Annotated in this window: 24 protein-coding genes, 1 pseudogene and 1 riboswitch; of the genes and pseudogenes, 9 read left to right on the top strand and 16 right to left on the bottom strand. The window is 65.6% G+C overall.

The window, feature by feature from the left end:
• Positions 1–218: DUF1565 domain-containing protein (locus AB4Z32_RS20410; protein ID WP_442123696.1), on the bottom strand; the 218-nt coding region annotated here is incomplete at its 3' end.
• Positions 219–346: 128 nt separating this feature from the next.
• On the opposite strand from AB4Z32_RS20410, the pseudogene AB4Z32_RS20405 reads away from it, so the two are divergent.
• Positions 347–559, top strand: a pseudogene (locus AB4Z32_RS20405) (arsenical resistance protein ArsH); the annotation flags it as partial.
• 286 nt (positions 560–845) lie between these two features.
• Here the strand turns inward: AB4Z32_RS20405 and AB4Z32_RS20400 are convergent.
• Positions 846–3,047, bottom strand: coding sequence for a heparinase II/III domain-containing protein (locus AB4Z32_RS20400; protein ID WP_442123695.1), 2,202 nt, complete (start codon positions 3,045–3,047; stop codon positions 846–848).
• 262 nt (positions 3,048–3,309) lie between these two features.
• Here AB4Z32_RS20400 and AB4Z32_RS20395 point away from each other — a divergent pair, with 262 nt between their 5' ends.
• On the top strand, positions 3,310–3,996 hold the full coding sequence (locus AB4Z32_RS20395) for a response regulator (protein ID WP_442123694.1): 687 nt from the start codon (positions 3,310–3,312) through the stop codon (positions 3,994–3,996).
• On the opposite strand, the gene AB4Z32_RS20390 is transcribed toward AB4Z32_RS20395, so the two are convergent.
• From AB4Z32_RS20390 to AB4Z32_RS20375, 4 genes are all read right to left on the bottom strand, one after another.
• Entirely contained in the window at positions 3,997–4,743 is a 747-nt protein-coding gene (locus AB4Z32_RS20390; protein WP_442123693.1) for an SDR family oxidoreductase, read from the bottom strand.
• A gap of 18 nt (positions 4,744–4,761) precedes the next feature.
• A complete protein-coding gene (locus tag AB4Z32_RS20385) occupies positions 4,762–5,439 on the bottom strand; it encodes a hypothetical protein (RefSeq protein ID WP_442123692.1) in 678 nt (225 codons plus the stop codon).
• A gap of 2 nt (positions 5,440–5,441) precedes the next feature.
• On the bottom strand, positions 5,442–6,311 hold the full coding sequence (locus AB4Z32_RS20380) for a MipA/OmpV family protein (RefSeq protein WP_442123691.1): 870 nt from the start codon (positions 6,309–6,311) through the stop codon (positions 5,442–5,444).
• Between the two features lie 62 nt (positions 6,312–6,373).
• Positions 6,374–7,609 carry a hypothetical protein gene (locus AB4Z32_RS20375; protein ID WP_442123690.1) on the bottom strand — a complete coding sequence of 412 codons (1,236 nt, stop codon included), beginning with the start codon at positions 7,607–7,609 and terminating at the stop codon, positions 6,374–6,376.
• A 212-nt stretch (positions 7,610–7,821) separates the two neighbouring features.
• On the opposite strand from AB4Z32_RS20375, the gene AB4Z32_RS20370 reads away from it, so the two are divergent.
• On the top strand, positions 7,822–9,138 hold the full coding sequence (locus AB4Z32_RS20370; protein WP_442123689.1) for an ATP-binding protein: 1,317 nt from the start codon (positions 7,822–7,824) through the stop codon (positions 9,136–9,138).
• Positions 9,139–9,140: 2 nt separating this feature from the next.
• Here the strand turns inward: AB4Z32_RS20370 and AB4Z32_RS20365 are convergent, their stop codons facing one another.
• The 3 genes from AB4Z32_RS20365 to AB4Z32_RS20355 form a co-directional block, all read right to left on the bottom strand.
• On the bottom strand, positions 9,141–9,809 hold the full coding sequence (locus tag AB4Z32_RS20365) for a thiol:disulfide interchange protein DsbA/DsbL (protein ID WP_442123688.1): 669 nt from the start codon (positions 9,807–9,809) through the stop codon (positions 9,141–9,143).
• A 101-nt stretch (positions 9,810–9,910) separates the two neighbouring features.
• Positions 9,911–10,249: a hypothetical protein gene (locus AB4Z32_RS20360; RefSeq protein WP_442123687.1), complete on the bottom strand. Its 339-nt coding sequence runs from the start codon at positions 10,247–10,249 to the stop codon at positions 9,911–9,913.
• Positions 10,246–10,908 carry a thiol:disulfide interchange protein DsbA/DsbL gene (locus tag AB4Z32_RS20355; protein ID WP_442123686.1) on the bottom strand — a complete coding sequence of 221 codons (663 nt, stop codon included), beginning with the start codon at positions 10,906–10,908 and terminating at the stop codon, positions 10,246–10,248. Before AB4Z32_RS20355 ends, AB4Z32_RS20360 begins: the two co-directional genes overlap by 4 nt.
• Before the next feature lie 285 nt (positions 10,909–11,193).
• On the opposite strand from AB4Z32_RS20355, the gene AB4Z32_RS20350 reads away from it, so the two are divergent.
• Positions 11,194–12,642 carry a hypothetical protein gene (locus tag AB4Z32_RS20350; RefSeq protein WP_442123685.1) on the top strand — a complete coding sequence of 483 codons (1,449 nt, stop codon included), beginning with the start codon at positions 11,194–11,196 and terminating at the stop codon, positions 12,640–12,642.
• 88 nt (positions 12,643–12,730) lie between these two features.
• Here the strand turns inward: AB4Z32_RS20350 and AB4Z32_RS20345 are convergent, their stop codons facing one another.
• Positions 12,731–14,668: a TonB-dependent receptor gene (locus AB4Z32_RS20345; protein WP_442123684.1), complete on the bottom strand. Its 1,938-nt coding sequence runs from the start codon at positions 14,666–14,668 to the stop codon at positions 12,731–12,733.
• A 76-nt stretch (positions 14,669–14,744) separates the two neighbouring features.
• A riboswitch (cobalamin riboswitch) is annotated at positions 14,745–14,978 on the bottom strand.
• Positions 14,979–15,117: 139 nt separating this feature from the next.
• On the opposite strand from AB4Z32_RS20345, the gene AB4Z32_RS20340 reads away from it, so the two are divergent.
• From AB4Z32_RS20340 to AB4Z32_RS20325, 4 genes are all read left to right on the top strand, one after another.
• Positions 15,118–17,343, top strand: a complete 2,226-nt coding sequence (locus AB4Z32_RS20340; RefSeq protein ID WP_442123683.1) for a M1 family metallopeptidase — start codon at positions 15,118–15,120, stop codon at positions 17,341–17,343.
• A complete protein-coding gene (locus tag AB4Z32_RS20335) occupies positions 17,340–18,272 on the top strand; it encodes a hypothetical protein (protein WP_442123682.1) in 933 nt (310 codons plus the stop codon). The genes AB4Z32_RS20340 and AB4Z32_RS20335 overlap by 4 nt, the downstream gene beginning before the upstream one ends.
• A gap of 84 nt (positions 18,273–18,356) precedes the next feature.
• On the top strand, positions 18,357–19,178 hold the full coding sequence (locus AB4Z32_RS20330; RefSeq protein ID WP_442123681.1) for a DODA-type extradiol aromatic ring-opening family dioxygenase: 822 nt from the start codon (positions 18,357–18,359) through the stop codon (positions 19,176–19,178).
• Positions 19,179–19,181: 3 nt separating this feature from the next.
• Entirely contained in the window at positions 19,182–19,595 is a 414-nt protein-coding gene (locus tag AB4Z32_RS20325) for a GNAT family N-acetyltransferase (RefSeq protein ID WP_442123680.1), read from the top strand.
• Between the two features lie 21 nt (positions 19,596–19,616).
• On the opposite strand, the gene ylqF is transcribed toward AB4Z32_RS20325, so the two are convergent.
• The 6 genes from ylqF to AB4Z32_RS20295 form a co-directional block, all read right to left on the bottom strand.
• Positions 19,617–20,537, bottom strand: coding sequence for a ribosome biogenesis GTPase YlqF (gene ylqF, locus AB4Z32_RS20320; protein WP_442123700.1), 921 nt, complete (start codon positions 20,535–20,537; stop codon positions 19,617–19,619).
• Positions 20,538–20,594: 57 nt separating this feature from the next.
• Positions 20,595–21,212 (bottom strand): hypothetical protein, encoded by a 618-nt coding sequence (locus tag AB4Z32_RS20315; protein ID WP_442123679.1) that lies wholly within the window; start codon positions 21,210–21,212, stop codon positions 20,595–20,597.
• A gap of 9 nt (positions 21,213–21,221) precedes the next feature.
• Complete coding sequence (locus tag AB4Z32_RS20310) at positions 21,222–22,514, bottom strand: choice-of-anchor X domain-containing protein (protein WP_442123678.1); 1,293 nt, start codon at positions 22,512–22,514, stop codon at positions 21,222–21,224.
• Positions 22,504–23,277, bottom strand: a complete 774-nt coding sequence (locus tag AB4Z32_RS20305; protein ID WP_442123677.1) for a hypothetical protein — start codon at positions 23,275–23,277, stop codon at positions 22,504–22,506. Before AB4Z32_RS20305 ends, AB4Z32_RS20310 begins: the two co-directional genes overlap by 11 nt.
• Before the next feature lie 134 nt (positions 23,278–23,411).
• Positions 23,412–24,299: a hypothetical protein gene (locus tag AB4Z32_RS20300; protein WP_442123676.1), complete on the bottom strand. Its 888-nt coding sequence runs from the start codon at positions 24,297–24,299 to the stop codon at positions 23,412–23,414.
• Between the two features lie 56 nt (positions 24,300–24,355).
• Complete coding sequence (locus AB4Z32_RS20295; protein WP_442123675.1) at positions 24,356–25,285, bottom strand: histone deacetylase family protein; 930 nt, start codon at positions 25,283–25,285, stop codon at positions 24,356–24,358.
• Positions 25,286–25,356: 71 nt separating this feature from the next.
• Here AB4Z32_RS20295 and AB4Z32_RS20290 point away from each other — a divergent pair, with 71 nt between their 5' ends.
• A complete protein-coding gene (locus tag AB4Z32_RS20290) occupies positions 25,357–26,277 on the top strand; it encodes an AAA family ATPase (RefSeq protein ID WP_442123674.1) in 921 nt (306 codons plus the stop codon).
• Positions 26,278–26,282: the final 5 nt, after the last annotated feature.

Raw genomic sequence — 26,282 nt, 5'->3', positions numbered from 1 at the left:
GACACGAAGCGGATCCGTGCGCTCGCGGTGCCGTTGACGGACGAGGTGATGGTTTCGGAATAGGTGCCCGGTGCGACGTGAACCGTGTCGCCCGGCAGGGCCAGGTTGGAGGCGCGCTGGATGGTGCGCAACGGAGCGGTGCTGGACGTACCGGCGTTGGTGTCGCGGCCCGAGGTGGAAACATACAGGTTTCTTGCAGACGCTGCAGCCGAGCTCATGAGTAATACTGCAAAACCGCTGAGCAACATTAGCTTAGACATATTGGATGCCGCACCTTGTCGAACTACCGTGCAAACCAGCTTTTCGGGCGAACTTAGCACGATTTACGCCCTGCCGCGCTTTTGGCTGGATGGGCATGTGCACGATACCGAACCAGTCGGTGCCGATGGCGTACAAGGAATTCGACGACGCGGGGCGGATGCGGCCTTCTGCCTACGACCGGGTTGTCGGCGTGATGGAAGAGCTCTATAAAATGACGCTGCTGATGCGCGGCCGTACCGACTACCTGAGCGACCGCTACAGCGAGCGCAACGAGCGTGCAAGGAGATCGACCGGCAGATTGAAAAATTGTAGGTGGCGGTCAACTGAATCAGCTGACGGGTGCAAGCGCCTTCAAATACGCCAGTGCACGCTCGACGGTAGCGATGTCGTCCTGCCGCCCAACCCCAACCCGCCCGCTTCGAAGATCGACCTTGACCTCCAGCCCCGGATCGATCTTCCGGATCGCCGTCTTCAGACGATAAACGCACAACACGCAGCGCAAGCCCGGCACGGGATACTCGACCATGATCGCTCCAAGAGAAATGAATAGGGGATCGAGCGTAATCCTTCCAACAATGGCAAGGTCAATCGAATTCGAAAGCCTGTCCGCCAACGGTCACCAGGCGCCGGCTCCCCGCACTATTGACCGTCACCTTCGGCCGCTTGCAGCCGACATCCAGCAGCACCAGGAATTCCGCCACCGCGCCGCCATCCTTCTTCAGGTAGAAGGCGCCATGATCTTCCGTCACGCCCTTCTTCGGCCGCGGCCCGTCCCATTTGGCGAACGGGGCGTCGCCGTTCAGGTCGCGCAGGCAGACCGACTGGCGGCCCGATCCGATCTTCACGCTGGCCGGGCTCTCGACCTTCATGAGGACGGGTGCGTGCACGTTGAACTCGTAAGTGCGCGGCGCCTTCGACGACAGCTTGTCGCGCACCACGAAGGCGTTCGGGCCATGCAGGTACACGACCTGGCGCCTGGCCTGGGTCAGCTGGGCGCCATAGGCCGGCGTCGCGTCGCCCTCCGCGTAGTCGTGGTCCGGCTTCACCGAGAATGCGGTGATGCGGCCGTTGTGCCGCAGCTGCTCGCGGTAGCCGTCCACCAGTTGGCCCTTGCCGCCGTCGAAGGTGATCGCGTTCTGCGACCTGGTCTGGCGGTACCAGTCGGTCCATTGCGGCGAGCCGTACCAGTCGTACCAGCCGGCCTTGATCAATAGCGGCTTGCCCGCCACCGTCAGCAGCAGGCCGTTCTGGTCGCCGTGGCTGTGGTTGAACGCGCCGTAGGGGCTGGACTTGAAGTAGAACGAGGTATCCCCGCTCGAGCCGATGTCCTTGTGCATCGCCACCCAGCCGATGCTCGGGAACGAGGCCGCGTTATCCGGCGGGATCTTGCGCCGGGTCCCGGTCACGGGCATCGGGTAGGGGCCCTCCAGCAGCGACAGCGCATCCTCGCTGGCCTTCACCTTGCTCGCATACCAGGCGGCGCGCGGCGACACCATGCGGTTCGCCAGCGCGCGCAGCACGCGGAAGTCGGGCCTGGTCTCGGAACCGTCGCCGAAGGCATGCACGGGAGCGCCGGGCGGGACGAATTCGATGAGGAAGTTCATGAAACCCACCGTCCACGGCTTGGCGTACAGGTTGACGCCGGTCGCCTGGAGAATCGGGTCCCACAGCGCGACCAGGTAGCCGGCCGTGTATTCGGCGTAGGCGGTGCCGTTGGCGTAGCCGCCCTCCTGGCCCGACCACGGCTCCGGCATGGCGGCATGGGCACGGAAGCTGAAGTCGAACCACTGCTGCGCGTCCGGGATGTCACCCAGCGCCAGGGTCGAGATCAGCGCCATATAGCCCTGCAGCGTGGTGGCGTGCGGATCGAAGGGATGCTGGTCCAGGCGTCCGCGGTCGGCGGCCAGGTCCTTGAACATCTCGGCGCCGTGCACGCTCACGGTCTTCAGCCACTTCGCCTTGCGGCCGGCGTCCAGGTCGCCGGCCAGCAGGTCGGCCGCCTTCACCAGCGAGAGCGCAATCTGGCGTGTCGCCTGGTCCTGGCCGGCATAGCCGGTCGGGCCCGCGGGGTCCAGCGCGGCCAGCTGGTCGCCGCGCTTGAACGCCTCGTTCAGGTAAGCCGGATCTTCCTTCAGGCGCCACAGGACGGCTGCCGCTTCGAGCTGGCGCGAGGCTTCGTTGATGCTGTTCGCCACCTCCCTCTGCTGGGCCGCCATCGCCGCCGTCAGCGGCGCAGCGATCACGAGCGGCCAGCGCGCGTCCTCCAGGTCGGGCAGCGCCCCCATCTGCACCCCGACTTCCTTGACCAGGCGGCTCAGGTAAGGGTCCAGCTCCTTCTTCTTCGAGGCGCTCCAGGCGGCGTAGGGCGTGAACGACGGCGGCAGCGAACGCGGCCGGGCCCTGGCCAGGATGCGCGCGCGCAGCGCTGCATTGTCCGGCACCTCGAATGCGGTCGACTTGCCGGTGATCGAGAACGTCCGCGGCGTCGACCAGTCGTTCGATCCGTACGGGCGCACGCGCCAGCTGTAGTTGCCCGGCGCCAGGGACTTGGCCGGCAGGTACCAGTTGCGGTCGACGGTCGCACCGAGCGGCGAACCGCCCTCCGGCCTGATCTGGATCTCGTAGCGGGGGACGCCGCCCGGGTAACGGGCCCAACTGAAGGTCGGCGGGTTCTGCAACTGGACTTCGCTGTTCGAGGGGATGGTCCGGACGACCAGGGGATCGGCCGATTGCGCCCAGTCGGCCTGCGCGCTGAGCGGCCACAGCAGCGGCATGAAGGCCGCCATAACGGCTATTCCTTTCCAGTGCAATGTCATGCGGATGCTCCCGTGAATGGGAAGCATGATCCTACCGCACGACTTTCTCGACTGTGCGCCAGTTAGCGGTACCGGCGAGCGTCCGTGCCGCGCCGGACGAAATCCGCTGCGCCGGATGCTTTCGTTTACTACCCCGCTTTTGTCGCGAAACTGTATCAATTTGTCCAGCTACGACGGTAAATCTGCCTCTTTGATATTTGCTCTTATACAATCACGGCTCAAGGAGAACATCATGTATCGCGTACTGTTGATCGAAGACGATCCGCGCCTGGCGGAACTGGTCACGGAATACCTGTCCGGCTATGAATTTTCGGTCGAGCTCGTCACTCGGGGCGATACCGCGCTCGAACATTTCAAGGAAAAGCAGCCCGACATCGTCGTGCTCGACCTGATGCTGCCCGGCATGGACGGCATGGTGGTATGCCGCCAGATCCGCGAACAGTCCGATGTGCCGATCCTGATCCTGACGGCGCGCGAAGATACCTACGACGAAGTCTCGGGCCTGGAACAGGGCGCGGACGATTTCGTCAACAAGCCGGTCCAGCCGCGCGTGTTGCTGGCCCGCCTGCGCGCCCTGCTGCGCCGCACCCAGACCAAGGCGGTGCCGGATACCCGGATGCTGGAATTCGGCCAGCTGCGCATCATGACCAACGACCGCAGCGTCACCTGGCGCGGCCTGCAATGCGTGCTCAGCAATACCGAGTACAAGCTGCTGCTGGTCCTGGCCGAGGCCGCCGGCCGCGTGCTGTCGCGCGACGAACTGCTCAAGAAGATGCGCGGCATCGAGTTCGACGGCCTCGACCGCAGCATCGACAACTGCATCTCCAAGCTGCGCAAGAAGTTCGACGACAACCTCTCCGAAAAGATCAAGACCGTGTGGGGCGAGGGTTACCTGTTCTCGCCCTCGGCCTGGAACTGATCAACGACCTCCAGACACGTCGATGAAGCTGCCGGTCGTATAGGACGCTTCATCGGACAGCAGCCACAGGATGGCGCGCGCCACCTCGATCGCTTCCCCTCCCCGCCCCATCGGCACCGAGCCCTGCAGGCGCGCGATGCGTCCCGGTTCGCCGCCGCTGGCGTGCATCTCGGTGTCGATCAGGCCGGGGCGCACGCCGTTCACGCGGATGCCCTCGTCCGCCACTTCCTTCGACAAGCCGATCGTCAGCGCATCCAGCGCCGCCTTCGAGGCCGCATAGTCGACGTATTCGCCGCTCGACCCCAGCACCGCGGCGCGCGAGGAGACGTTGACGATCGCGCCGCCGCTGCCGCCATGCCTGGTCGACATCCGCAGCACCGCTTCGCGCGCGCACAGGAAACTGCCGGTCACGTTGGTGGCAAGGATGCGCCCGATGCGCGCCGCATCCATCTGCTCGACCCGCATCTGGCGCGCCAGGATGCCGGCATTGTTGACCAGGCCGTCGAGCCGGCCGAAGCGTTCGTCGAGCGTGGCGAACATGCGCAGCACATCGTCTTCCCGGGCGACGTCGGCCTGCACGGCGAAGGCGCTGCCGCCGGCATCTTCGATGCGGCGTACGATGGTGGCGGCGGCCGCGCGGTCGGCACGGTAGTTGATGGCGACTTGCCAGCCGCGTTCGGCAGCCAGGATGGCGCAGGCGGCGCCGATGCCGCGGCCGGCGCCGGTAATGAGCAAGGATTTAGTCATGCCGCAAGAATAACGCGGCTATTCGAAGATGGGAAGGATGGCCAGCGGGGCGTTGTAGGTGGCGATCTGGCCGCGCTCGGCGCCGCCGCCGAAGCGCCAGCCGACGGCCGGGAAGCCGTCCTCGGCCTCGGCATTCGTCACCGGCAGCACCTGCTCGGTGCCGTCCGGGCGGCGCAGGCGGGCGCCGGCTTCGGTCTTCTTCGCGAACACGAAGCGCACGCCGGCGCACTGGCGCGAGCGCTGGGAGGCATCGACGTAGCGCGCGAAATCCAGGGCCTGGGCGCAGGCGCTGCGCAGTTCGGCGACGTCGTAGACGCCGTCGGCGCGCGGCGCGATCGACACCTGCGGGCGCAGGGTGAAGGCGATGCCCTTGCGGTTCAGGCTCAGCGAGGCGTTCTCGTCGTAGGCGGCTTTCTGCAGGGGGAACACGGCGCGTCCCAGCGGATCGAGCGGCAGGTTCAGCTGAGTCGACCTGCCGGTCAGGCTCAGTTGCAGCCCTTCGGCGAGGGCGCCGCGCTCCCTGGGCAGCACTTGCAGCTGGTTCACCAGCAGGTTTTTCGGACCGCCGTATTTGTCGAACACCACCATGGCCCGGTAGGCGTCCCGGTAGCTCACGGCATCCTGCGCCTGCGCGCCGGCCGAACCGGCCGCCAGCAGCAGGGCAAGGGATGCGATGAGTGGTCGGGCGGGACGCATCGTCAGAATCGATAGGCGAAGGCGGTCGAAACCGTCAGGTTGGTGGGCCGCTGGGTAAGCGGGCTATGGCTGGCGTCGCCCAGCAGGCGTTTGGCCTGCAGGTTCGAGGTCAGCATCCAGGAGGGGCTCAGCACCCAGTTCCAGCGTACGGAAGCGTGCACGTCCTGCAGGCCGCCGCCCGGCTGCCAGGCGCCGAAGCGGCTGCGCATGGCTTCCGCCACGGTGACGCCGAAATAGGTTTCGCTGTACTGGCGGTTGACCAGGCCCACGCCGGCCGTCAGCGACACGCGGTGATGGCTGCCGGCGGCCAGGGCCAGGCGCTGGACGTTCAGCTCGAGGCGCGCGCCGTCATGGTCGCGGCCGGCGCCGACCAGCAGGCTGGAAGTCAGGCGCCACTGCGGGTCGAGGTAGACATTGTAGAATCCGCCGAACTGAAGGCGCGCACCGATCTCGTCCATGCCGGCCAGGCGGCCGGTCATGAACATCGCCTTCTCGCCGGCCGCCGGGCCGATCAGCCCGTTCATGCCGACGCCGCCGACCTCGACGCTGGTGCCGGACTCGTCACGGCCAGCCTGGACCGCCAGCAGCGGGCCGTACTCGACGGTGGGCGACCTGGACAGGTGCATGCCGGCGCTCATCCCGGAAATGAAAATGCCGTTGCTCCATTCAACCTGGAGCACCGGCAATGCGGACAGCTTGCGGCTTCCCGAACCCTCGTAGCGCGGTGCCGACTGGGCGCCCAGGCCCACGTACATGTCGCGGCTGCCGTCCGGCATCGGATTGACGGCCGGCGTCTGGGCGCGCGCCGCACCGCCAGCCAGCCAGCCCGCCAGTGCGCCGGTACTCACAACGAGGAAGAGAAGCTTGTTCATAGGGTGAGTAAAGATTCAGGAAGACAACATTCTACGTGCTTGTCTTTCGTCCTCCCACATCTTCACTGTCCCTGCACGACTTCTGTCGCAAATTCGACCGGCAGATCGCTGCGCTCGATGGCGACCAGGTGGGCCGGCGAGGTCATGATCATCGCGCACATCACGCCCGGCGGCGGATGCCGGTCGACTTTCTGGACCGTGATCTTGCCGGCATCGCGGGTGATCTTCGCGATCGAGGTCGAATAGCAGGGGTTGGTATAGCCCATGAAGACGCCGACCACCATCGTGGTGCTGAAGTCGACCGGCGGCACCGGCTGGTCCGGCGCATGGTAGCGCCACAGCAGGGACCAGGCGTCGGCATCCTTGACGACCACGGTGCGGGCTTCCTCCACCTTCGACTGGCTGGTCTGGCTGATGGTCTTGAACGGGACCTCGTTGGCGGAGGCGGCGACGAACTCGACCGGGATATCGCTGCGCTCGATCGCCACGACCTGCATTGCATGGGTGACCACGGCCGGGCAGACGTCGAAGGTCTGCAGCTCGCGCTCGTCGACCTCGACCTTGATGGTGGTCGTGCCGGCGGTCACGCGCGGGATCGCGATCGTGTGGCAGCCGCTGCCGGATTCGCCGGCGAACACGCCGACCAGCATCTTGTTGGCGAAATCGACCGCCGGCAGTGTGGGCGCCGGCGTGCGGCCGGCGACGTGCTCGCTCCACAGGCGGCCCCAGGAAGCTTCGTCCTTGATGACGACATATTTCTTCCCGGTCACACCGGAGAAGCTGTCCTTGGCCACGCGCTCGAAGGGGATCCGGGTGCCGGCCGTCGGCAGGAAGCTGACCCGTTCGACCTTGTGCGTGCCGCCGAGTCCGAGGTCGGGCTTGTCGAGGTTCTGGATGATGGTCTCGAACAGCGTGCGCGCGGCGCCGTCCTGGCAGGTGGTGCGCGGACCGGCGAAGGTGTCGCCGTGGGTGCACAGCACGGTGTCCGGCTTGTCGCCGTACAGCACCTGTTCATAGGAAGCATCGGCGCAGTAGCCGGCATGGTCCCACAGGACCTGTTTGCCGTCGATGAGGTAGAGGCGGTTGCGGGTCTCGTTACAGCTGGCCTCGCGCGCCCGGGTGATGAAGTCGCCCAGCGCCAGGCTCGGGGCCGGTTCACCCACTGCCACACCCTGGCTGGCCTGGCCTGCCTGGCGGTCGGATTGCGTACCGGAACCTCCGCCGCAAGCGGCCAGTCCCGCCGCCAGAAGCGCGCCGGCGACCGGCAGCGCAAACATCGCACGTCCAAAGATCCTCATGCTGCCCTCTTTCGGAATAAAAAAGGCCCACCGTCAGTCGCGCATCAGGTGGGCCAAACGGAAAAACCTGATGAGTAACGATCCTACGCAGGACATGCAAGCAAATCCCCCTCGAGATGTCCGGCTTTTGTCTGAACTTTGTAAAAGATGGTTTTTTTGATCATTGCTCCTATACAATTTCGCCTCATGAGCATGACGACCTGCCCGGCAGCGTGAACCGCCTCTTCTTCCGTTTTTTCATCCTGGTCATGCTGTCGATCACGGCAGCGACTTTCGTCGTGTATTTCGTCTTCACGCGCCTGTTCGGCGATCCCTTCGAAGACATCGCGCGGCGCCAGGCCTCGGCCCAGATCTTCCTGCTCGAACAATACGTGGACCAGGCGCCCGCCGACGAATGGCTGGGGCGCCTGAACAAGGTGCGCGAGGTATCGACGACGCAGTTCGACCTGATCCCGCTGGACCAGGCGCGCCAGGCCCTGCCCTACGGCAGCCGGGCGGCCTTCGAGCGCGGCGAGCTGGTGCTCGACCCCAGCCATAAAACCTTCTTCCGCCGGGTCGACCTGGCCGGCGAGCGCTATATCGGCAGCAACGAGGAGGCGTTACGCGCCTCCCGCCTGCCGGTCGACCTCGGCCAGGCCCTGCTGATGGAACTGGTGCGCTACGTGGTGGTGGCGCTGGCGCTGCTGGTGCCGATCGCGCTGTGGTCGCGCTCGCACTGGCAGGGCCTGCAGATGCTGGCGCGGGTGGCCGACGAGTTCGGCGCCGGCAAGCTGGCGGCGCGCGCGCAGATGAAACCCTCGGACGCGGCTTATCCGCTGGCCCAGCGCATCAATGCGATGGCCGGACGCATCCAGGGGCTATTGGAATCGCAGAGGAACCTGCTGCATTCGGTGTCGCACGAATTGCGCACCCCGATCGCGCGGCTGGAATTCGGGCTCGAACTGCTCGCCGACAAGGCCGGCGACCCGGCGCTGTCGAAACGCGTTGCGGCCATGCACGGCGACCTGGCCGAGCTGAACGAGCTGGTAAACGAACTGCTGTCGATGAGCAAGCTGGACAATGCGACGGAAGCGCAGCGCGCCCTGTTCGAGCTCGAACCGGTGCTGCGCGAATGCGCCGAGGGCCTGCATCCGCCGCCGGCCGAGCTGCACGTCGAACTCGGCGCCATGCTGGGCAGCGTCGCCGGCGACCGCCGCCTGCTGGCGCGCGCGGTGGGCAATCTGCTGCGCAATGCCCAGAAATACGCGGCGCATACGGTGGCGCTGAGCGCCCGCCGCGACGACGGCCTGCTGCGGATCCTGGTCGACGACGACGGCCCCGGCATCCCCGAGGAAGAACGGGAACGCGTGTTCGAACCCTTCTACCGCCTCGACCGCAGCCGCGACCGCGCCACCGGCGGCTTCGGGCTTGGACTGTCGATCGCGCGCAAGGCGGTCAGGCTGCATGGCGGCACCTTGCGCGTGGAACGCTCGCCGCTGGGTGGGGCGCGCTTCATCATCACCCTGCCCGACGGCGTACTGACCGGCTGAGCTTATTTGCTCTGCAGCGCCTTGGCGACCAGGGCATCGGCCACCTGCAGCGTGGCCTGGAACATTTCCTGCGGATTGTTGGTCTTCAGGCTGGCGTTGACCTGCCCCGGCGAGGTCACGTAGCGGCCGTCGATGACCAGGGTCGGCACCGTCTCGACCTTGTAGGCGCCCAGCACGCGGTCCAGTCCGCGCAGGCGGGTTTGCACGCCGAAGGAATTCCAGGCGTTCAGGAAGGTCGCGCGGTCGATGCCGTTCTTCGAGACCCAGTCGATGATGGGGCCGTCCTGGTTCAGGCGGATGCGCTGCTTGTGGACGGCATCGAAGACCTTGCCATGCATCTCGTCGAGCTTGCCCAGGGCTTCCAGGGTCAGGAACAGGTGGGCTTCCGGATCGTTGGCGCCCGTAAATGGCATGTGGATGCGGCGCACCTGGATGCGGTCGCCCTGCTTCTTGACCCATTCCTCGAAGCCCGGCTCGAGGCCATTGCACACCGGGCAGTGGTACATGAAGAACTCGATCACCTCGACCTTCTTGCCGCTGGTCTGTACCGGCTGCGGCTGGGCGAGGGTCGTGTAGTCGACGCCGTTTTGCGGGTTCGCCGGCGATGCGAAGGCCGGGATGGCGACGGCGGTGGCGAGCAGGCAGGCGGCGGCAAGGCGCAGTAGACGCATGGACAATTCCCCTTGTGGTTATCGGTATTGTCTAGCTTATCATTCTTTCGGGCAAAAAAAATCCCGCCTGGGTCGCGGGATTCTCGAATAAACCTGAAGAGTCAGCGGCGGCGCGCCGGCGTTTCCGCAGGCCGTTCCGGCTTCAGGTGGCTCATGCCGTACCACAGGTGTTCCCAGAAGTGCGGGCGCGAGTCCACGGTCAGCAGGCAGCGGCGGTCGATCTCCCCTTTGAACAGGGGATCGGCACACTTGTTCGTCATCAGCGCATAACGCTGGTTTTCGGCATTCACGAGGGCGATGCAGAGCCAGAAGACCAGGCCGACGAGGACCGCCACCAGGGCCCAGGCCCAGTGGAGGTAATACCTGGTGTCGTACAAGTCCTCGTCTTCCGGCTTGGACTTGTCATAGATCTTCAGGATCTTGCCTTCGGCATCGCTCATTTCGATTTGGCTGCCTTCGCGACCAGTGCATCCATGACCTGCAGGGTGGCCTGGAACAGCTGGGGTTCGTTACCCGTCTTGACCGAATTGTAAACCGTCGCCGGCGAAGTCTGGTACTTGCCGTCGATGACGATGGTCGGCGCGCCATCGACCTTGTAGGCATCGACGACTTGCGACAGGCGGCGCAGCTTGGTCATCACGCCGAAGGAATTCCAGGCGTTGGTGAAGGTCGCGCGGTCGATGCCGTTCTTGGAGGCCCAGTCGATGACGGTGGCGTCGTCCTTCATGCGGATGCGGTCCACGTGGATGGCCTTGAATACCTTGGCGTGCATCTCGTCGACCTTGCCCAGCGCTTCCAGCGTCAGGTAGAGGTGGGCTTCCGGATCGTTGGGGCCGCTGGCCGGGATGTGCACGCGCTTCAGGACGATGTTATCACCCTGCTTTTTGACCCATTGTTCGAACTGCGGTTCCAGCGCGTTGCAGTGCGGGCAGTGGTACATGAAGAACTCGATCACCTCGACCTTCTTGCCGGCGGCCTGCGTCGGCTGCGGCTGAGCGAGCGTCACGTACTCGACGCCGTTCTTCGGGTCGGTCGGCGAGGCGAAAGCAGTGCTGACGACGAGACTGGCGGCAAGCAGGGCAAAACGGAGGGAACGCATAAGTATCCTTCTAGTGTGGGTTGTGCAAACGACCGCGAGATTACCACTTTTTCGCCTGCGAGCCTTAGCCGGGGCTTATTTTTTACGGCACTTACCAATGGTAACAAAAACCGGCTTCCCGTCAATTAACAATTGATCGCGCCGTAGTAAGTTCACGCCAGGTTGTCGAACCGGTCCTTCAGTTCCTGCCGGGCAGGACGCATTTCGTCGAATCTCGCATCACATCGGTACTTTTACTGTCCAGCCCATTCCACCATGACTTTCCAAGAAAACAATTAATTCGATTTGCATAAAACAAATCTAAATAAATTAAATCAGAAAAATTCGTTTGATAAATATCAAATCACTTATCAAATTTTATCGCTAGAAAACCCATTTTCAGACGGAATAGATATCCGAAAATATCTTGCCGAGAAACTGAACAATATGTATAGTAAAAATCAGAAAATCCATCCCCAACCATGCGAGGACGAATTGAGAAATATCCGAAACTGCTGGCTTGCTTTCAAACGCCTTTTAGCATTCAGTATTATGGGCTTCATTCTCTCGTCGGGATCTGGAATGGCCAAAGCCGAGACTTTGCCGAGCTCGACGACGGCTGACTGGAGTTCCTTGCTGGATAGCGGATGGACCTGCGGCCAAATCACCGGATCGCGCTGGAATCAGTGGAAAAAGAGCGTTCTATTATTTGCCGCAACCAACGGCTATGGTTTCAAAGGCGAGTGTGCAAAAATTTCGGACAGAGCGGCAGGCGACCCCATTCGCCCCGGTACGATTCTTGTCATTTTTCGAGACAAGAACAATATCGTCCAGTACGCCGGATGGTATGACTCGAAACTCGACAGGGAAAACCAGCCGATATTTGGCGGCATCTCGGCCGTCAGGGCGGAAACGCATTATGACCTGAGAGCGACGACGCCTCCGTATCAAATAGCATCGCCCCCATACAGGCCGATGTACACCATGGAAGAACGGCGAGCGTTCATGGGATGGCTCGACCTGCGGCGCGTGCAGCCGACGGCGTATTATCATATCCTCAGCGTGTTCGAATCCAACTTCACGTACCAGAACGGATGCGTTACGCCATTCACGGTATGTGGAACCGGCCGCATCGACATACCGATTTCGAACGGATCGGCAAACATTAATATCGGCTTCGAAGACGCGGCAGGCACCAGGGTAAATGGGTGGCTTTACGAATATCATCCTCCCGAGCCCACTTTCCTCGAAAAGCTCATCGTGGTCGCATTCAGTATCGGTCTGGCGATCCAGGGCCAGTATATTGGTGAATATATCGGGCTTGCCGCGGGCACGGCGGAAAACGCAGCATTTGCGGCGGGATTTTCGAGTTTCAGTACCGGATTACTTCAGGGGCAACAGGTCAACCAGGCACTGCTGAGCGGCATAAAAGGCGCAGGTCTTGCATATACCGGAAAACTGGTCCTCAACGCTTATGGCGATCCGGACTCACTGGTTGGCGTCAGCGGAGCTGGCTGCCCTACCGGGGATCAGTGCTGGTATTTCCAAATGGCCAACGGGTTCCCGCCGCTGAAACATCTGGCGGAACTACATGACCCATTTATTAACTGGAGCGTCAAGGCCTTCGGTTCGATCGGCGAAAACGGCTGGTACAAGGCGGTTACGATCGCGCCATTCATTGTGCCGGGCTGCCTGGCCTCCGACGCCTGCGTATCGGCTGGAATTACCATCGTCCGGGAGGACGAGATCAGGTAAGCCGACGGCAATTCGCACGTCGGACAGGACGCAGCCGGCCGAAACAGGGCTGCGTCCATCTTGCCTTAAAAGTGCCGAGCTAAAGCGTTCAGAAGTTGTAGCGCGCCGATAATTTCAACTGACGGCCTGCACTGGGGTAAATTCCCCCTTCGCAATCGAAGGCATAGCTGAAGTAATGACGGTCCGCCAGGTTCAGGCCCGCGACAGCGAACTCCCATTGACTGACACGCAATGCATAACGAGCGTCAATGGTCGTATAGGAGGATATCCGTGTCGGGCAGGCATTACTGACATCGCCGCCGTAGCGCTGGCTGTCGACCCATTGCACGCCGAAATCGGCGGTCTGGCCATTGCCCGGCAGCCAGGCCAGGCGGGCCGTGAGCACGTTCTTCGGCACCAGCACCATCTCGCGGCCGGCGTTCGGACCGTCCGTGAACTTGGCGTTGACGTGTTGCAGGTGGGCGGTGGCGCGCCAGGCGGTGGCCAGTTGGGTTTCGGCATCGATCTCGAAGCCCTGGCGGCGTGTCGGGTCGAGGTTGGTGTTGGCGAAGGCGGTCGGGTCGTAGAAGATCTCGTTGTCCAGCTTGTGGCGGAACACGCGCGCGGTCAGCTTGCGTAAGCCGTCGCCCCAGCTGGCGCCCAGCTCCAGGTCATGCGAGGTCTGCACCTTCAGCAGGCTCAGACTGGTGCGGTAGCTGTTCTCGTCGACATTGGCCACACGGTAGCTCTGCCCTGTCCGCGCGAACATTTCCAGTTGTGGCAGCACCGCGTAGCTGCCCTGCGCTTCCCACGCGTTCTGGGCCTGCGAACCGTTGTCGGCCACGCCGCCCGCCATCGCATCGACGTAGTCCTTGTCGAAAATCTCGCGGCGCACGCCCAGCGCCACGCGGCCATTGTGGGCCGGGTCGAAGCGCAATTCGTCGCGCACATACAGCGCCTTGGATTTCTGGCTGGCGTCGGCCAGCGAGAAGCCGGACGTGGTCTTGCGCTTCCAGTCGATGACGTCGATGCCGGCCACGAGTTCGTTCAGCATCCCGCTGCCGATGTCATGCAGCCAGCGCGCACGCGGCGAGAACTGGTTCTGGCGGCCCTTGAAATGCGTGACCGATGCCGACGAACCGAAGTAGTAGTTCGAGTCGGCCTCGCGTTCGCGGTGCGACAGTTCGGCCGCCAGGTCGACCGTGCCCAGGCGGTATTCGGCGTAGGCGTTGACGCGGTCGGTATCGAGTTTGCCGAAGTCCCGCGGCGTCTTGGTGTCGGTCGGATCGGCCTGGAACTCGGCCAGAGTCAGCGAACCCGGGAAGCGCTGGTCTTGGCGCGCGCTTTCCATGCGCACGCCGGCGCGGCCGCCCGAGTACGTGAGCTGCAGCCCGGCGGACACACTGTTCTGGATAAAGTTACCGTTGTCACGGTAGTTGTCGTTGTCCTGACGCGCCACGGCCACGTCCGCGCTAATATTGCCGGCCACGTGAGACAGGGAAGCGCGCACGTCGCGCTCACGGAATTGCCCTGCTTCGGCGAAAACCGAGCCGTGGGTGCCCGGCTGGCCCGAGCGGCGGGTGACGATGTGGATGATGCCGCCGGTCGCGCCCTCGCCGTACAGCACGCTGCTGCCGCCGCGGGTGATCTCGATGCGTTCGACGGTGTCGATCGGGATCGTCGACAGCACCGAGCTGGTCAGTTCGTTCTCGTTCAGGCGCACGCCGTCGACCATGATCACCATGTTCTGCGCGCCATTGGTGCCGAAGCCGCGCAGGTCGAGCGCGAAGTCCGGTGAGGAATCCAGGCTCTGGCGGCCGAACACGCCGCCGATCTTGCGGATCGCCTGGTTGACGTCGTTGACGCCGGCTTCGCGGATCTCATCCTGGGTGATGACGGTCGCGCCGATCGGCTGCAGCGCCTCGCTGCTGGGAAAGCGCGAGCCGGTGATGACGACGGTCGCCGGGGCGGCTTCGTCGGCCAGGGCGGCAAAGGGAATGGAAAAGGCAATGGCGCAGGCCAGCGCGAGCGGCTTTTTGGAAATCATCGATTATTCAGTGTTCGATCGTTAGGCCGGCGCGCGTCCCCGCACACCGGCTCGTCACGGAAGCGCGGCACAGTACCCGCTTCCCCCTGTCCTGGCCGGTATCCGGGCTCGCAAGACGGACCGCTCCACCTTCCTGCACGCGCAGCGCACAGTGGTCATCGAAGCGGCCAGCCGCCATCAAGGCGGCGCTTGTTTACCGTTGCGGGGGCAGCACACGTTGGCGCGGCGCCGGGGGCGCCTGCGCTCCGTGTTTCCCGTTTAACTGCACGCATAGACCATGCGTGCGGGCACCAGAACCGGCGAATTATAAACCTAACAAGCAACAACTCTGCCGTCTGGCGTCGATTTCGGGTCCGATTGTGGCGACCCGTGAGATTTTCAGCAAGGTTTTCGCATATAGTGTGAACACAAATACAACTTAATAAACAATCCATACTTGGGGGGCTTGCATGAGATTGGGTTCGACACTATTGCGCACGGGTGCGACGGCCATCCTGCTGGCGGCCGGGGTGGCGGTCACCGCCGACCTGCTGGCCGGGCCGGACCAGGCAGCGCCCGCGCCCGCCGCGGCCGGCACGCCGGCGCCGGCGCCCGACGGCATTCCGCTGGCGGCACCGAACGCGGCCGCCGTCACCGTGGCAAGCGCAACAAACGCCTGGGGCGGCATACGCACCGGGCTCGAGACGACGCTGTCCGAGCGCGTGGTCCACTACGACATCGACGCCACCCTCGACCCGGTCAAGCACACCGTGACGGGCCGCGAAAAGCTCACCTGGCGCAACCGCAGCAGCGTGGCGGTGAAGAGCGTCTACGTCCACCTGTACATGAACGCCTTCGAAGGCGCCGGCAGCACCTTCTTCACCGAGAAGCGCCAGCGCGGCACCGCCTTCCGCTCCGGCGTCGACATCAAAGAGGGCGAGTGGGGCCACATCGCGCTGCGCGGCGTGATCCAGGGCGAGGCCACCGTGCCCTGGACCTTCGTCCATCCGGACAACGGCCCGGCCACCGACCACACCGTGGTGCGCTTCGACCTGCCGGCCGCGGTGGCGCCGGGCGCCTCGACCACCTTCGACATCGACTTCCACACCCAGCTGCCGCGTGTGATGGCGCGCACCGGTTACTTCGGCAGCTTCCACCTGGTGGGCCAGTGGTTCCCGAAGATCGGCGTGCTGGAACTGCCGGGCGAACGCGGCGCCACCACGCCGCGCTGGAACGCCCACGAGATGCACCTGAACTCGGAGTTCTACGCCGACTTCGGCAGCTTCGACGTGCGGCTCACGGCGCCGAAGGACTACACGATCGGCGCCACCGGCGAGCTGCAGGGCGCACCCGTCGAGCAGCACGGCATGCTGACCCACCGCTACGTGCAGGGCGACGTCCACGACTTCGCCTGGACCGCGGATAAACGCAGCGCGAAGCCGATGGTCGAGACCTGGACCGGCCCGGGCAGCCCTAACGTCACCGTCACCGTGCTGTATCCGCCCGAGTACGCGGCCAGCGCGGCGCCGGCGATGAAGGCCGCCAAGGATTCGCTGAGCTATTTCTCGAACACCCTCGGCCCCTACCCCTACAAGACCCTCACCGTGGTGATCCCGCCGCACAATGCTGTAGAAGCCGGCGGCATGGAATACCCGACCTTCTTCACGGTCGAAGGCTATGCGAAGGTCGAGCCGGACCTCGCCAGCCAGTACTTGCTGGACTTCACCACCATCCACGAATTCGGCCACGGCTACTTCTACGGCATCCTGGCGAATAACGAGTTCGAGGAACCGGTGCTGGACGAAGGCCTGAACGAGTACTGGGACCTGCGCATGCTCCGCGACCGCGGCCAGAAGCTCCACGCCGGCACGCCCTTCACCCGCAGCCTCGGCATCACGCCGGCCTTCGACGCCTTCGCGGCCGAGCGCATGGGCACGCCGCGCAACGACCCGGCCGACCCGCCGGGACAGAACGCCTACGACCGCCTGCAGGACATCGGCGCGGTCTACAGCCGCACCGCGACCCTGATGCGCGACCTCGAGGCGCGCGTCGGCAAGGAGCCGATGGAGCGCGCCTTCAAGGAATACTACCGGCGCTGGAAGTTCCGCCACCCGAGCACCGCCGACCTGCGCGAGACCCTGGCCGAAGTGACCGGGCAGCGCGCCGCCGTCGAATCGGTATTCGCCCGGCAGGTGTATGCGGCGACCAAGGTCGACGACCGCATCGCCGACTTCAGCAGCCGCGAACAGCTGCCGCTGCCGGGCACGCGCCAGGCGGGCAGCGGCTGGGTCGAGGACAAGCAGGCCGACCTCGACAAGCGTATCGAGAAGACGCGCGAAGCCTGGAGCAAGGCCAACCCGAAGGCGAAGGATGGCCTCGGCCCCTACCCCTTCCGCACCGAGGTCCTGCTGCGCCGCTACGGCGCCGCGGTGCCGCAGACCCTGGCCGTGAAGTTCGCCGACGGCAGCGTGGAAACCGTGCGCTGGGACGCCGGCGAAAGCTGGCACAAGTTCAGCTGGGTCAAGCCGGCGCGCGCCGTCTCGGCCGAACTCGACCCGCAGCGCCTGCACTACCTCGACGCCAACAAGCTGGACGACAGCCGCACCCTCAAGGCCGACGCCAGCGCCTCGCGCCGCTGGGGCATGGACGCGTCCTCCTTCATCGAATATCTCCTCAGCCTGATCGCGACCGTATGATGCACACCGACCAGACCCTCGACTCTCCCTCCCTGGCGCCGCAGAACGCCGGCGCCCGCCGCCGCCATGGCCTGCGGCCCTTGTTCGGCGCCATGCGCGCCGCGCTGCAATGGCGCCTGCTGCTGTGGTGGGCCCTGCTCCTGCTGCTGCCGACCATCGTCGCCAGCCTGCCGGTGTGGCAGATGCTGGGCGCCAACCTCGACCATTCCGTCCATGCGGCCCAGCTGGCGGACAAGCTCGACATGATCGCGATCGCCGACCTGGCGGGCAGCATGCGCGATCGCTTCGCCGCGGCGATCGGCGCCGGCGGCCTCGTCGCGCTGGGCCTGACCCTGCTGCTGTCGCCGCTGCTGGCGGGGATGAGCATCCATGCGGCGCGGGCGCCCCGCCGCCCCGGCTTCAGCGAGCTGCTGGCCGGCGGCGCCCAGGAATACACGCGCATGTTCCGCATGATGGTGTGGAGCGCGGTCCCGCTCCTCATCGTGGGCATCGTGGCCGGCATTGCCTTCAGGCTGGCCGGCAAGACCGCCGAGACTGCGATCCTGGAAAGCGATGCCGAGCATGCTTCGAATCTGGCGCTGATCGCCACCGCGGTGGTGTTCGTGCTGGTGCACGCCACCATCGACGCCGGCCGCGCCCTGCTGGCCAACGAACGCCGGCGCCGCTCGGCCATCGTGGCCTGGTGGGGCGGCGTACGGCTGATGCTGCGCCGGCCCTTCTCGCTGCTGGGCGTGTACGTGATCGTCACCGGCATCGGCCTGGTCCTGGCCGCGCTGCTGGCGGCAGTGCGCGTGCAGGTGCCGGCACTGGGCGCCGGCGGCACGATCGGCGCGGTCCTGCTGACCCAGCTGGCGGTGCTGGTGCTGGGCTGGATGCGCAGCGCGCGGCTGTTTGCGATGATGGCGCTGGTGCGGGCCCGTCCGCAGTGAGCTAGCTTCAAACCGTCGCTCCCGCCTGCGCGGGAACGACGGCTGCGTTACCATGGTGCTTTCACCGTCCGCCGAGGAGCCCCCATGCCCACCCGCCTGCCCACCTATTTCGTCTCGCACGGAGGCGGTCCCTGGCCCTGGATGAAGGGCCAGTACGGCGGCGCCTACGACCGCCTGGAAGCCTCGCTGGTCGACATGAAGCGCCAGGCCGGCGAGCGGCCGAAGGCGGTGCTGGTGGTGACCAGCCACTGGGAGACCGAACAGTTCATGGTGTCCAGCAATCCGGCGCCCGGCATGATCTACGACTACGGCGGCTTCCCGCCGCACACCTACCAGATCCAGTACCCTGCGCCGGGCGATCCTCGACTGGCCGCCCGCGTGGCCGACCTGCTCGGCGCCGCCGGCCATCCGGCCACCCTGGACCCGGAGCGCGGCTTCGACCACGGCACCTTCTCGATGCTCTACCCGGTCTATCCGGAAGCCGACATGCCGGTGGTGCAGCTGTCGATCCGCCATGGCTACGATCCGGCCGTGCACCTGGCCGCCGGCCGCGCGCTGGCGCCGCTGCGCGACGAAGGCGTGCTGATCGTCGGCAGCGGCCTGTCCTTCCACAACCTGCGCCAGTTCGGCCCCGGCGGCGCGCTGGCCTCGCATGCCTTCGACACCTGGCTGCAGCACGTGTTGCTGGAACTCTCCCCCACCGACCGCGAACAGGCCCTGCTGAACTGGAGCGAGGCGCCCTTTGCGCGCCATGCGCATCCGCGCGAGGACCACCTGGTGCCGCTGTGGGTGGCGCTGGGCGCGGCCGAGCAGGAACAGGCCGCCTGCGTGTATCACGAAGACGCCTTCTTCGGCGCGCTGACGGTGTCGAGCTTCCGCTTCGGAACGGCGCCGGGAGAAGGCTGAGGCATGGGCGGCGATTTCACGGTCTCGAATACGGTTTCCGAGGCCGAGCTGCGACGCATCCACCGCTTCCTGGCCGAAGAAGCGTACTGGTCGAAAGGCATATCGATCGAGTTCGTCCGCAAGGCGCTGGCCAATTCGCTGTGCTTCGTGGCTTGTCTCGACGGCGAATTCGCCGCCTTCGGGCGCGTCGTCACCGATCTGGCTTCGTTCGGCTACCTGAAGGACATCTTCGTGCTGTCGGAATACCGCGGCCGCGGCCTCGGCAAGCTGCTGGTCGCCGCCATGCTCGAGCAGCTCGAGCAGGAAGGCGTGGGCTCGCTGATGCTGACGACCGCCGATGCGCACGGGCTGTACCGCCGCTTCGGCTTCGAGCCGGTCGGCGATTCGCCCAGGCTCATGCGCCGGGCCGTGGGCTGATGACGGAGACCTGAGCAGGGCTCAGGTGCCGCGCTTGCCGCGCGCCGCCTCTTCGGCCTTGCGCGCGGCCTTCTCCTCCGCGATGCGCGCCTTCTCTTCCATGTCGATGCGGTGCTGCTCGAGCGCCGCCGCGCGGGTCGCCGGCGTCTCGAGGCTGATGCGGCCCAGCGCGCCCTGGCGGTAATCCTGCAGCAGCACGTGGGCCGCCTTTTCGTAGTCGTAGTCGCCGCCGCGCACGCGGAAGCCGCGGCGCGCGGCCACGCCCTCGATCACGCCGACACCGTCCATGCCCTCGGTCTTGAGGCCGTAGCGGGCAGTCAGGAGCTGGGGGTAGCGCTGCAGCAGCAAGCCGCCCAGGAACTCGGCCACTTCTTCCTCGATCACGGCATTGGTGCCGACCGCGTGGCTGGCGGCCAGCATCAGGCCGTCGCTGTCCATCGCGATCTTCGGCCACAGCATGCCGGGGGTGTCGACCAGCACCGTGAACTTGTCCAGGTAGATCTTCTGCTGGGCCTTGGTGACGGCCGGTTCGTCGCCGACCTTGGCCACGCGCTTTTTCAGCAGCGCGTTCATCAGGGTCGACTTGCCGACGTTCGGGATCCCCATGATCATGATGCGCAGCGGCTTGGTCGGCACGCCGCGGTGCGGGGCCAGCGCCTTGCACAGTTCGGGGATGCGGGCGACGTCGGACGGCTTCTTGGTCGTCATCGGATAGGCGCTCACGCCTTCCTGGGCGTCATACCAGGCGGCCCAGGCGGCGGTTGCCACGGGGTCGGCCAGGTCGGTCTTGTTCAGGACCTTCAGGCAGGGACGGTTGCGGAACTTGCGCAACTGCTCGACCATCGGGTTGCTGCTCGCCTCCGGCAGGCGCGCGTCAAGGACCTCGATGACCACATCGGTGTTTTCCATCTGCTCCGCGGCCTGCTTGCGGGCAGCGGCCATGTGGCCCGGGAACCATTGAATCGACATACTTATTCTCAATAATCTGCGTACAAGGCGCTATTTTACGCTGGAGAAGCCCTCGAGCTCATGTTCGCTGAAGCTCGGGTTCGCCACGGCCTGGCGCAACAGCTCGGCGACATCGCCCTGGCGCAGTAGGGCCAGGTCGGCGCGCTGGCGTCCGAGCGCACGCTGGATCAGGGGGTGGGCCAGCAGCCTGGCCTCCTTTTTCGGGGTATCCGGGACCACGCCGGTGAGCCGGATCGCGGCCTGGTCGGCGGAGTCGTACTCGCGCGCCACCGCCCACTCGGCCTGGGACGGCTCGTCGACCAGCAGGCAGCGGATCGCATAGGCCAGCGAGGCCAGCGCATCCTCGGCAATCTGCGCCAGCAAGCCGCCCTCCACTTCCGGCCCCGGGATCATGGCCATGACTTCATCGAGGATGGCCGGCCAGGGCTGCTGGCCGGCGTCGCCGGTCAGGATGGCTTGCCAGAGCTCGGCGACGATCTCGCGCGCGCGGCCCTCCTTGCCGGTGGATCGCATCGAAGCGAAGCGCTCACAGGCCGGCATGAGCCGGGTCGCGGCCGCCGCCGCGCAGGCCTGCCGCGCCGCCGGCGGCAATGCCGCCAGGGCACTCAGTTGAAATTGCTTGTCGTAGCTGAACGTCGAATCTGCCATTGGCACATTCTATCGCGCTACCGGCTTGGTGGCGCACTCGCTCGGCGGCGCGGGCTGGCTGGGGTCGAAGGCCTCCAGTTCCTTCTTCGCCAGCTTGACGTCCTTGCCGAACTCGGTCAGGTAGCGGCTGCGCTCCTCGCTCTGCCATTCAGCGTCCGAAAAGCCCTTCAGCGGATGGTTCTTGCTGGTGAAGACCTTGCCTTCCAGGCGAGGCATCAGGGCGCGGTCGGGGTCCGTGTTTTCCTTCAGCAGATAGCCGTCGACGTCGCGCAGGGTCAGCGGCAGGGCCGCGTCCTGGTCGCRCATCAGCTTGCCGAACATGGTCAGCCTGACCTCGTTGGGACCTGGGCCGAGCAGCTCGTTGAAGGTCAGCAGGGCGAAGGGCTTGCCGCGCGCATCGTCGACACGGCCGCTGATGATGTAGCGCCCCGGCATGCGCACCTCGACCGGAAGGATGAAGCTGAGCGAGCCGTTCTCGACCGCTTCGCGGACCTGGCCGGTCCAGACCGCGGGCAGCTCGGGCGTGTAGATCACATCGAACACCACCATGCCGTTCTTGCCGTTCACGTTATAGCTGACCTGGGTGCGGATGGTGCCGTTGAAGCCGGCCAGGCCGGTCTGCGCGGGCGCCAGCACGCCGGCGAAGGCGCCGTCGTTCGGCACCGGATCGGCGCCGTTGCCGTCGTCGGCGAAGGGGATGCTCACCTGCGGCGTCTGGCGCGCGCCGGCATAGGTGATGCCCTGGCTGAGCGCGCGCGTGACCACCAGCGGCAGCACCCGGTTCGAGGCATCCACGGCGCGCAGCGAGAAGGCCACCGCCTCGTTGGCCGCCATGTAGACCCGCGACTGCGAGGTCTGCAGCAGCACGCCGCGGTCCGCGCCGCCGCCCTGCAGGCGCATCGGGTTCATGTCGGTGACCGGCGCGTTCGGAAGATTCTGGTCGGCGTTCTCGACCATCGGGCGCGAGCCCACCGGATACTGGCTACTCTCGCGGTAGCTGCAGAAGGTATGGTCGGCCAGGCGGACATTCTCGATCAGCTGGCGGCGGCGCTGGCCGCGTTCGTCGACGGCCGGCAGGCCCTGCCCGCCCACCGGATCGAAGAAGGCCCGGCCCTGCGGGGCCGGGGCCTGGGCCGCGGTGGCGACGGGCGCCGGGCCGCCATGGCCCATCAGGCTCCAGACCAGCGCGGCCAGCACCGCCAGCGCCACGGCCGGCAGTGCCAGCCGGCGCAGCCAGGGCCGCGGTGCGGACCTTGGCTTCGGCGGCCGGCGCTTTTTCTCCGGTGGCTTGTTAGAGCGCACTGTTCACCATCGCACTTCGGACGACGGAAACGGTGCCGGCCCAGTTCCCGCTCGTGTAGTGGTTATAGGCCTCATTGTCGTCCCGGAAGGGCACCGAGTGGTAACTCCACTTGGCCGCGCCGCCTTCGTTGGCGGCGGTGCCGAGGGTCAGGTCGTTGCACAGCCAATCGCTGGGGTTGCAGTAGGAGCCGCCCGAACTGCCCGAGACGCCGCCCGAGCTGTGGTTGTACATGGCGCGCGCGGTGGCGGTCTTGAGGTCCTGGGTGAGCGGATCGGAGACCGCCCAGGAGCCGTAGTCGGCCAGCTCAGAGCCGCCGCCGGCGCCGGAGGCGGCGCGCACCCACTTGATGTTCCAGCCGGTCTGCGAGCTGCCGTCCGCATTGCCGCAGACGCCGGAGGAATTCGCCACCGCGTTCTTCTTCATGCGCGCCGAGCCGCCGTAGTTGGCCAGCACGTAACCCATTATCAGGTCGCCCGCGCTGTGGGTCGCGATATAGCACCAGTTGTTCCCGGTGCAGAAGCAATCGAGGGCATCGCGGATGTGGCCGCTCTGCGAGGCGATGCTGTTGTAGCCGTCCCAGTTGACGGCCTTCTTGTTGACGCCCGCCGCCGTCGACGACGGGCCCCAGTAGGTGAAGCTGTTGTAGTCACCGATCGTGCCGCCGCCTGTGCGGCCGTTGATCCATAAGGTGTAGTTGGTTGCCGATGCCAGTCCCGCTACCGCGAACAGGCACACCGCCAGTATCGTGCGTATCAGTCTCATCTTTTCTCCACACAGGCGTACGCAAAAAAGCGCACGACCGTGCGGGAGCCGAGTCGAATGTAGATGGGACATATTTACAAGTCACACCGCGCGAGCCAAACTGCTGAGTGTGGCGAAAATGGCCTCATTTCGAGCTAGCGCGCATAGTTGACCATCGTGCCCAGCATCACCGAGACGATGCCGCTCCAGCTCGCTTCCGTGAAGTGGCCGTAGACTTCGCGATCGTCGCGGAAGGACACTGAGTGGTAGGCCCACTTGGTGCTGCCGCCCTCGTTGGGCGCCACCCCCAGCGTGAGGTCGTTGCAGAACCAGTCGCGCGGATTGCAGAGCGACCTGCCGGAACTGCCCGAGATGCCGCCCGCACTGTGGTAGGCCTCGACGCCGTCGTCCTGGCCCGGCAGGAGGAAGGAGCCCGGTCCGCCGGAGGCGCCGGCATACATGTAGAACCAGATATTGTGCGTGGCATTGTGGTTGTACATGGCGCGCGCGGTACTGGTCTTCACGTCCTGCACCAGCGGTTCCGAGGTGGTCCAGGCGCCGTAGTCGGCCAGCTCGGAACCGCCGCCGGAACCGGCCGCGGAGAGGACCCACTTGATGTTCCAGCCGGCCTGCGCGCCACCGCCCGCATTCCTGCACACGCCGGAGGCATTCGGCACCGCGTTCTTCTTCATGCGCGCCGAGCCGCCGTAGTTGGCCAGCACGTAGCCCATCATCAGGTCGCCCGCGCTGTGGGTTGCGATATAGCACCAGTTGTTCCCGGTGCAGAAGCAGTCGAGGGCGTTGCGGATGAGGCCACTCTGACTGGCGATGCTGCTGCGTCCGTCCCAGTTGACGGACTTCTTGTTGACGCCGGCATTGATGGTGCCGAGGCCCCAGTAGCTCCAGCTGTTGTAGTTGCCGATGGCGCCGCCGCCGGTGCGGCCGTTGATCCAGAGACTGTAGTTGGTCGCCGCTGCCGGGTTCGCCGCCGATGCGGTGAGTGCGAACAGGCACAGCGCCATGAAAGTGCGCAGCAGTTTCATATCCCCTCCAGTCCAGTGGTTTGTCGAGGTTAGATACCGCTGCGTTGCGGTGGTTCTCAGTCGAGATCGGCCAACGCTTTGACGTGCACCGCTACGCTGCGGCCCAGTGCGGATAAATTATAGCCCCCTTCCAGGCAGCTGACGATGCGTCCGCTTGCGTGCGTGCGCGCGACCTCGAGCAGCCGGTGGGTGATCCACGCATAGTCGGCCTCGACCAGGGCCATGCCGCCCAGGTCGTCTTCCCGATGGGCATCGAAGCCGGCCGAGATGAAGATCATCTGCGGACGGTGCGCATGCAGGGCCGGCAACCATTGCTCCAGCACGATCTTGCGCACCGCGTCGCCGCCGCTGTAGGCCGGCACCGGAATGTTGACGCTGTTTGCCGTCACCGGTGTCGGCTCGCTGTACGGATAGAAAGGGTGCTGGAAGAAGCTGGCCATCAGCACGCGCGGATCGTCGCGGAAGGACTCGTCGGTGCCGTTGCCGTGATGGACGTCGAAGTCGACGATGGCGACCCGCTCCAGGCCGTGCACCTCGAGCGCATGGCGGGCGGCGATGGCGACGTTGTTGAAGAGGCAGAAGCCCATCGGCTCGCCGGGACGCGCGTGGTGGCCGGGCGGGCGGATCGCGCAGAAGGCGTTGTCGATGCTGCCGGCGATGACGGCGTCGGTGGCGGCCAGCGCCAGCCCGGCGGCGCGCAGGGCGGCGCGGTAGCTGTCCTTGCACAGCAGGGTGTCGCCGTCGAGCGGATAGTGTTCGCCGGCCGCGGGCAGGTTCTCGCGTACCAGGTCCAGCGCGCCCTGGCTGTGGTTGCGCAGGATCGCCGCCTCGTCGGCCGGCGGGCCATCGCAGCGCTCGACCAGGCCGTCCAGCCGGGCCAGGATCAGCTGGTCCTCGATCGCCTGCAGGCGCGCCGGCGTCTCCGGGTGCCAGTCGCCCATCTCGTGCAGGGAACAGTCGGGGTGGCTGTAAATTGCTGTGCTCATGTGCTGCGCATGGTAGATTGCCGATGACGCTAATCTACCATGCGCATCGGATCGACGAGAAGAAGCCATCCATGTTCAAACAATTACATTCCGCCGCGCGCCAGGTCGGACAGATCGTGGTGGGCAAGGACCAGCAGGTGCGCCTGGCCCTCACCTGCCTGCTGGCCGGCGGCCACCTGCTGATCGACGACGTCCCGGGCGTCGGCAAGACCACCCTGGCGCATGCCCTGGCCTTGTCGCTGGGCCTGCGGTTCAACCGCGTGCAGTTCACCAGCGACCTGCTGCCGGCGGACGTGGCCGGCATCTCGGTGTACGAGCGCGAGAAGAACGGCTTCATGTTCCATCCCGGGCCCATCTTCACCCAGGTGCTGCTGGCCGACGAGATCAACCGCGCCACGCCCAAGACCCAGTCCGGCCTGCTGGAAGCGATGGAGGAGCGCCAGGTCACGGCCGACGGCGTCACGCGGCTGCTACCCGAACCCTTCTTCGTGATCGCGACCCAGAATCCGGCGCACCAGGTCGGCACCTTCCCGCTGCCGGAATCCCAGCTCGACCGCTTCCTGATGTGTCTGTCCCTCGGCTACCCCGACGCCAGCGCCGAACGCGCGCTTCTGATGGGCGAGGACCGGCGCGCCATGCTGAAAACCCTGCAGCCGGTGATGCGGCCGGAAGAGCTGCTCGATGCCCAGCGCTCGCTGCGCGCCATCCATGCCTCCGGAACGCTGATCGACTACCTGCAGGCCCTGGCCCAGGAATCGCGCTCCGGCAAGCTGTTCGCCGAAGGCCTGTCGCCGCGCGCCACCCTGGCCCTGCTGCAGGCGGCGCGCGCCTGGGCCGCGCTGGAGGGACGCGACCACGTGATCCCGGAAGACATCCAGACCCTGCTGGTGCCGGTCTGCGCGCACCGCCTGCGGCCGCTGAAGGCCGCGCATGGGGGCGGCAGCGCCAGCCGCGACCTGGTGCTGCAGCTGCAGAAGTCGGTGCCGGTCTGAATGGT

Origin of the sequence: Massilia sp. 2TAF26 (assembly GCF_052115005.1) — a bacterium.
GTDB lineage: Bacteria > Pseudomonadota > Gammaproteobacteria > Burkholderiales > Burkholderiaceae_D > Telluria.
The sequence above is the reverse complement of the archived record's forward strand: the minus strand, read 5'-3'. Positions and strand labels throughout refer to the sequence as shown.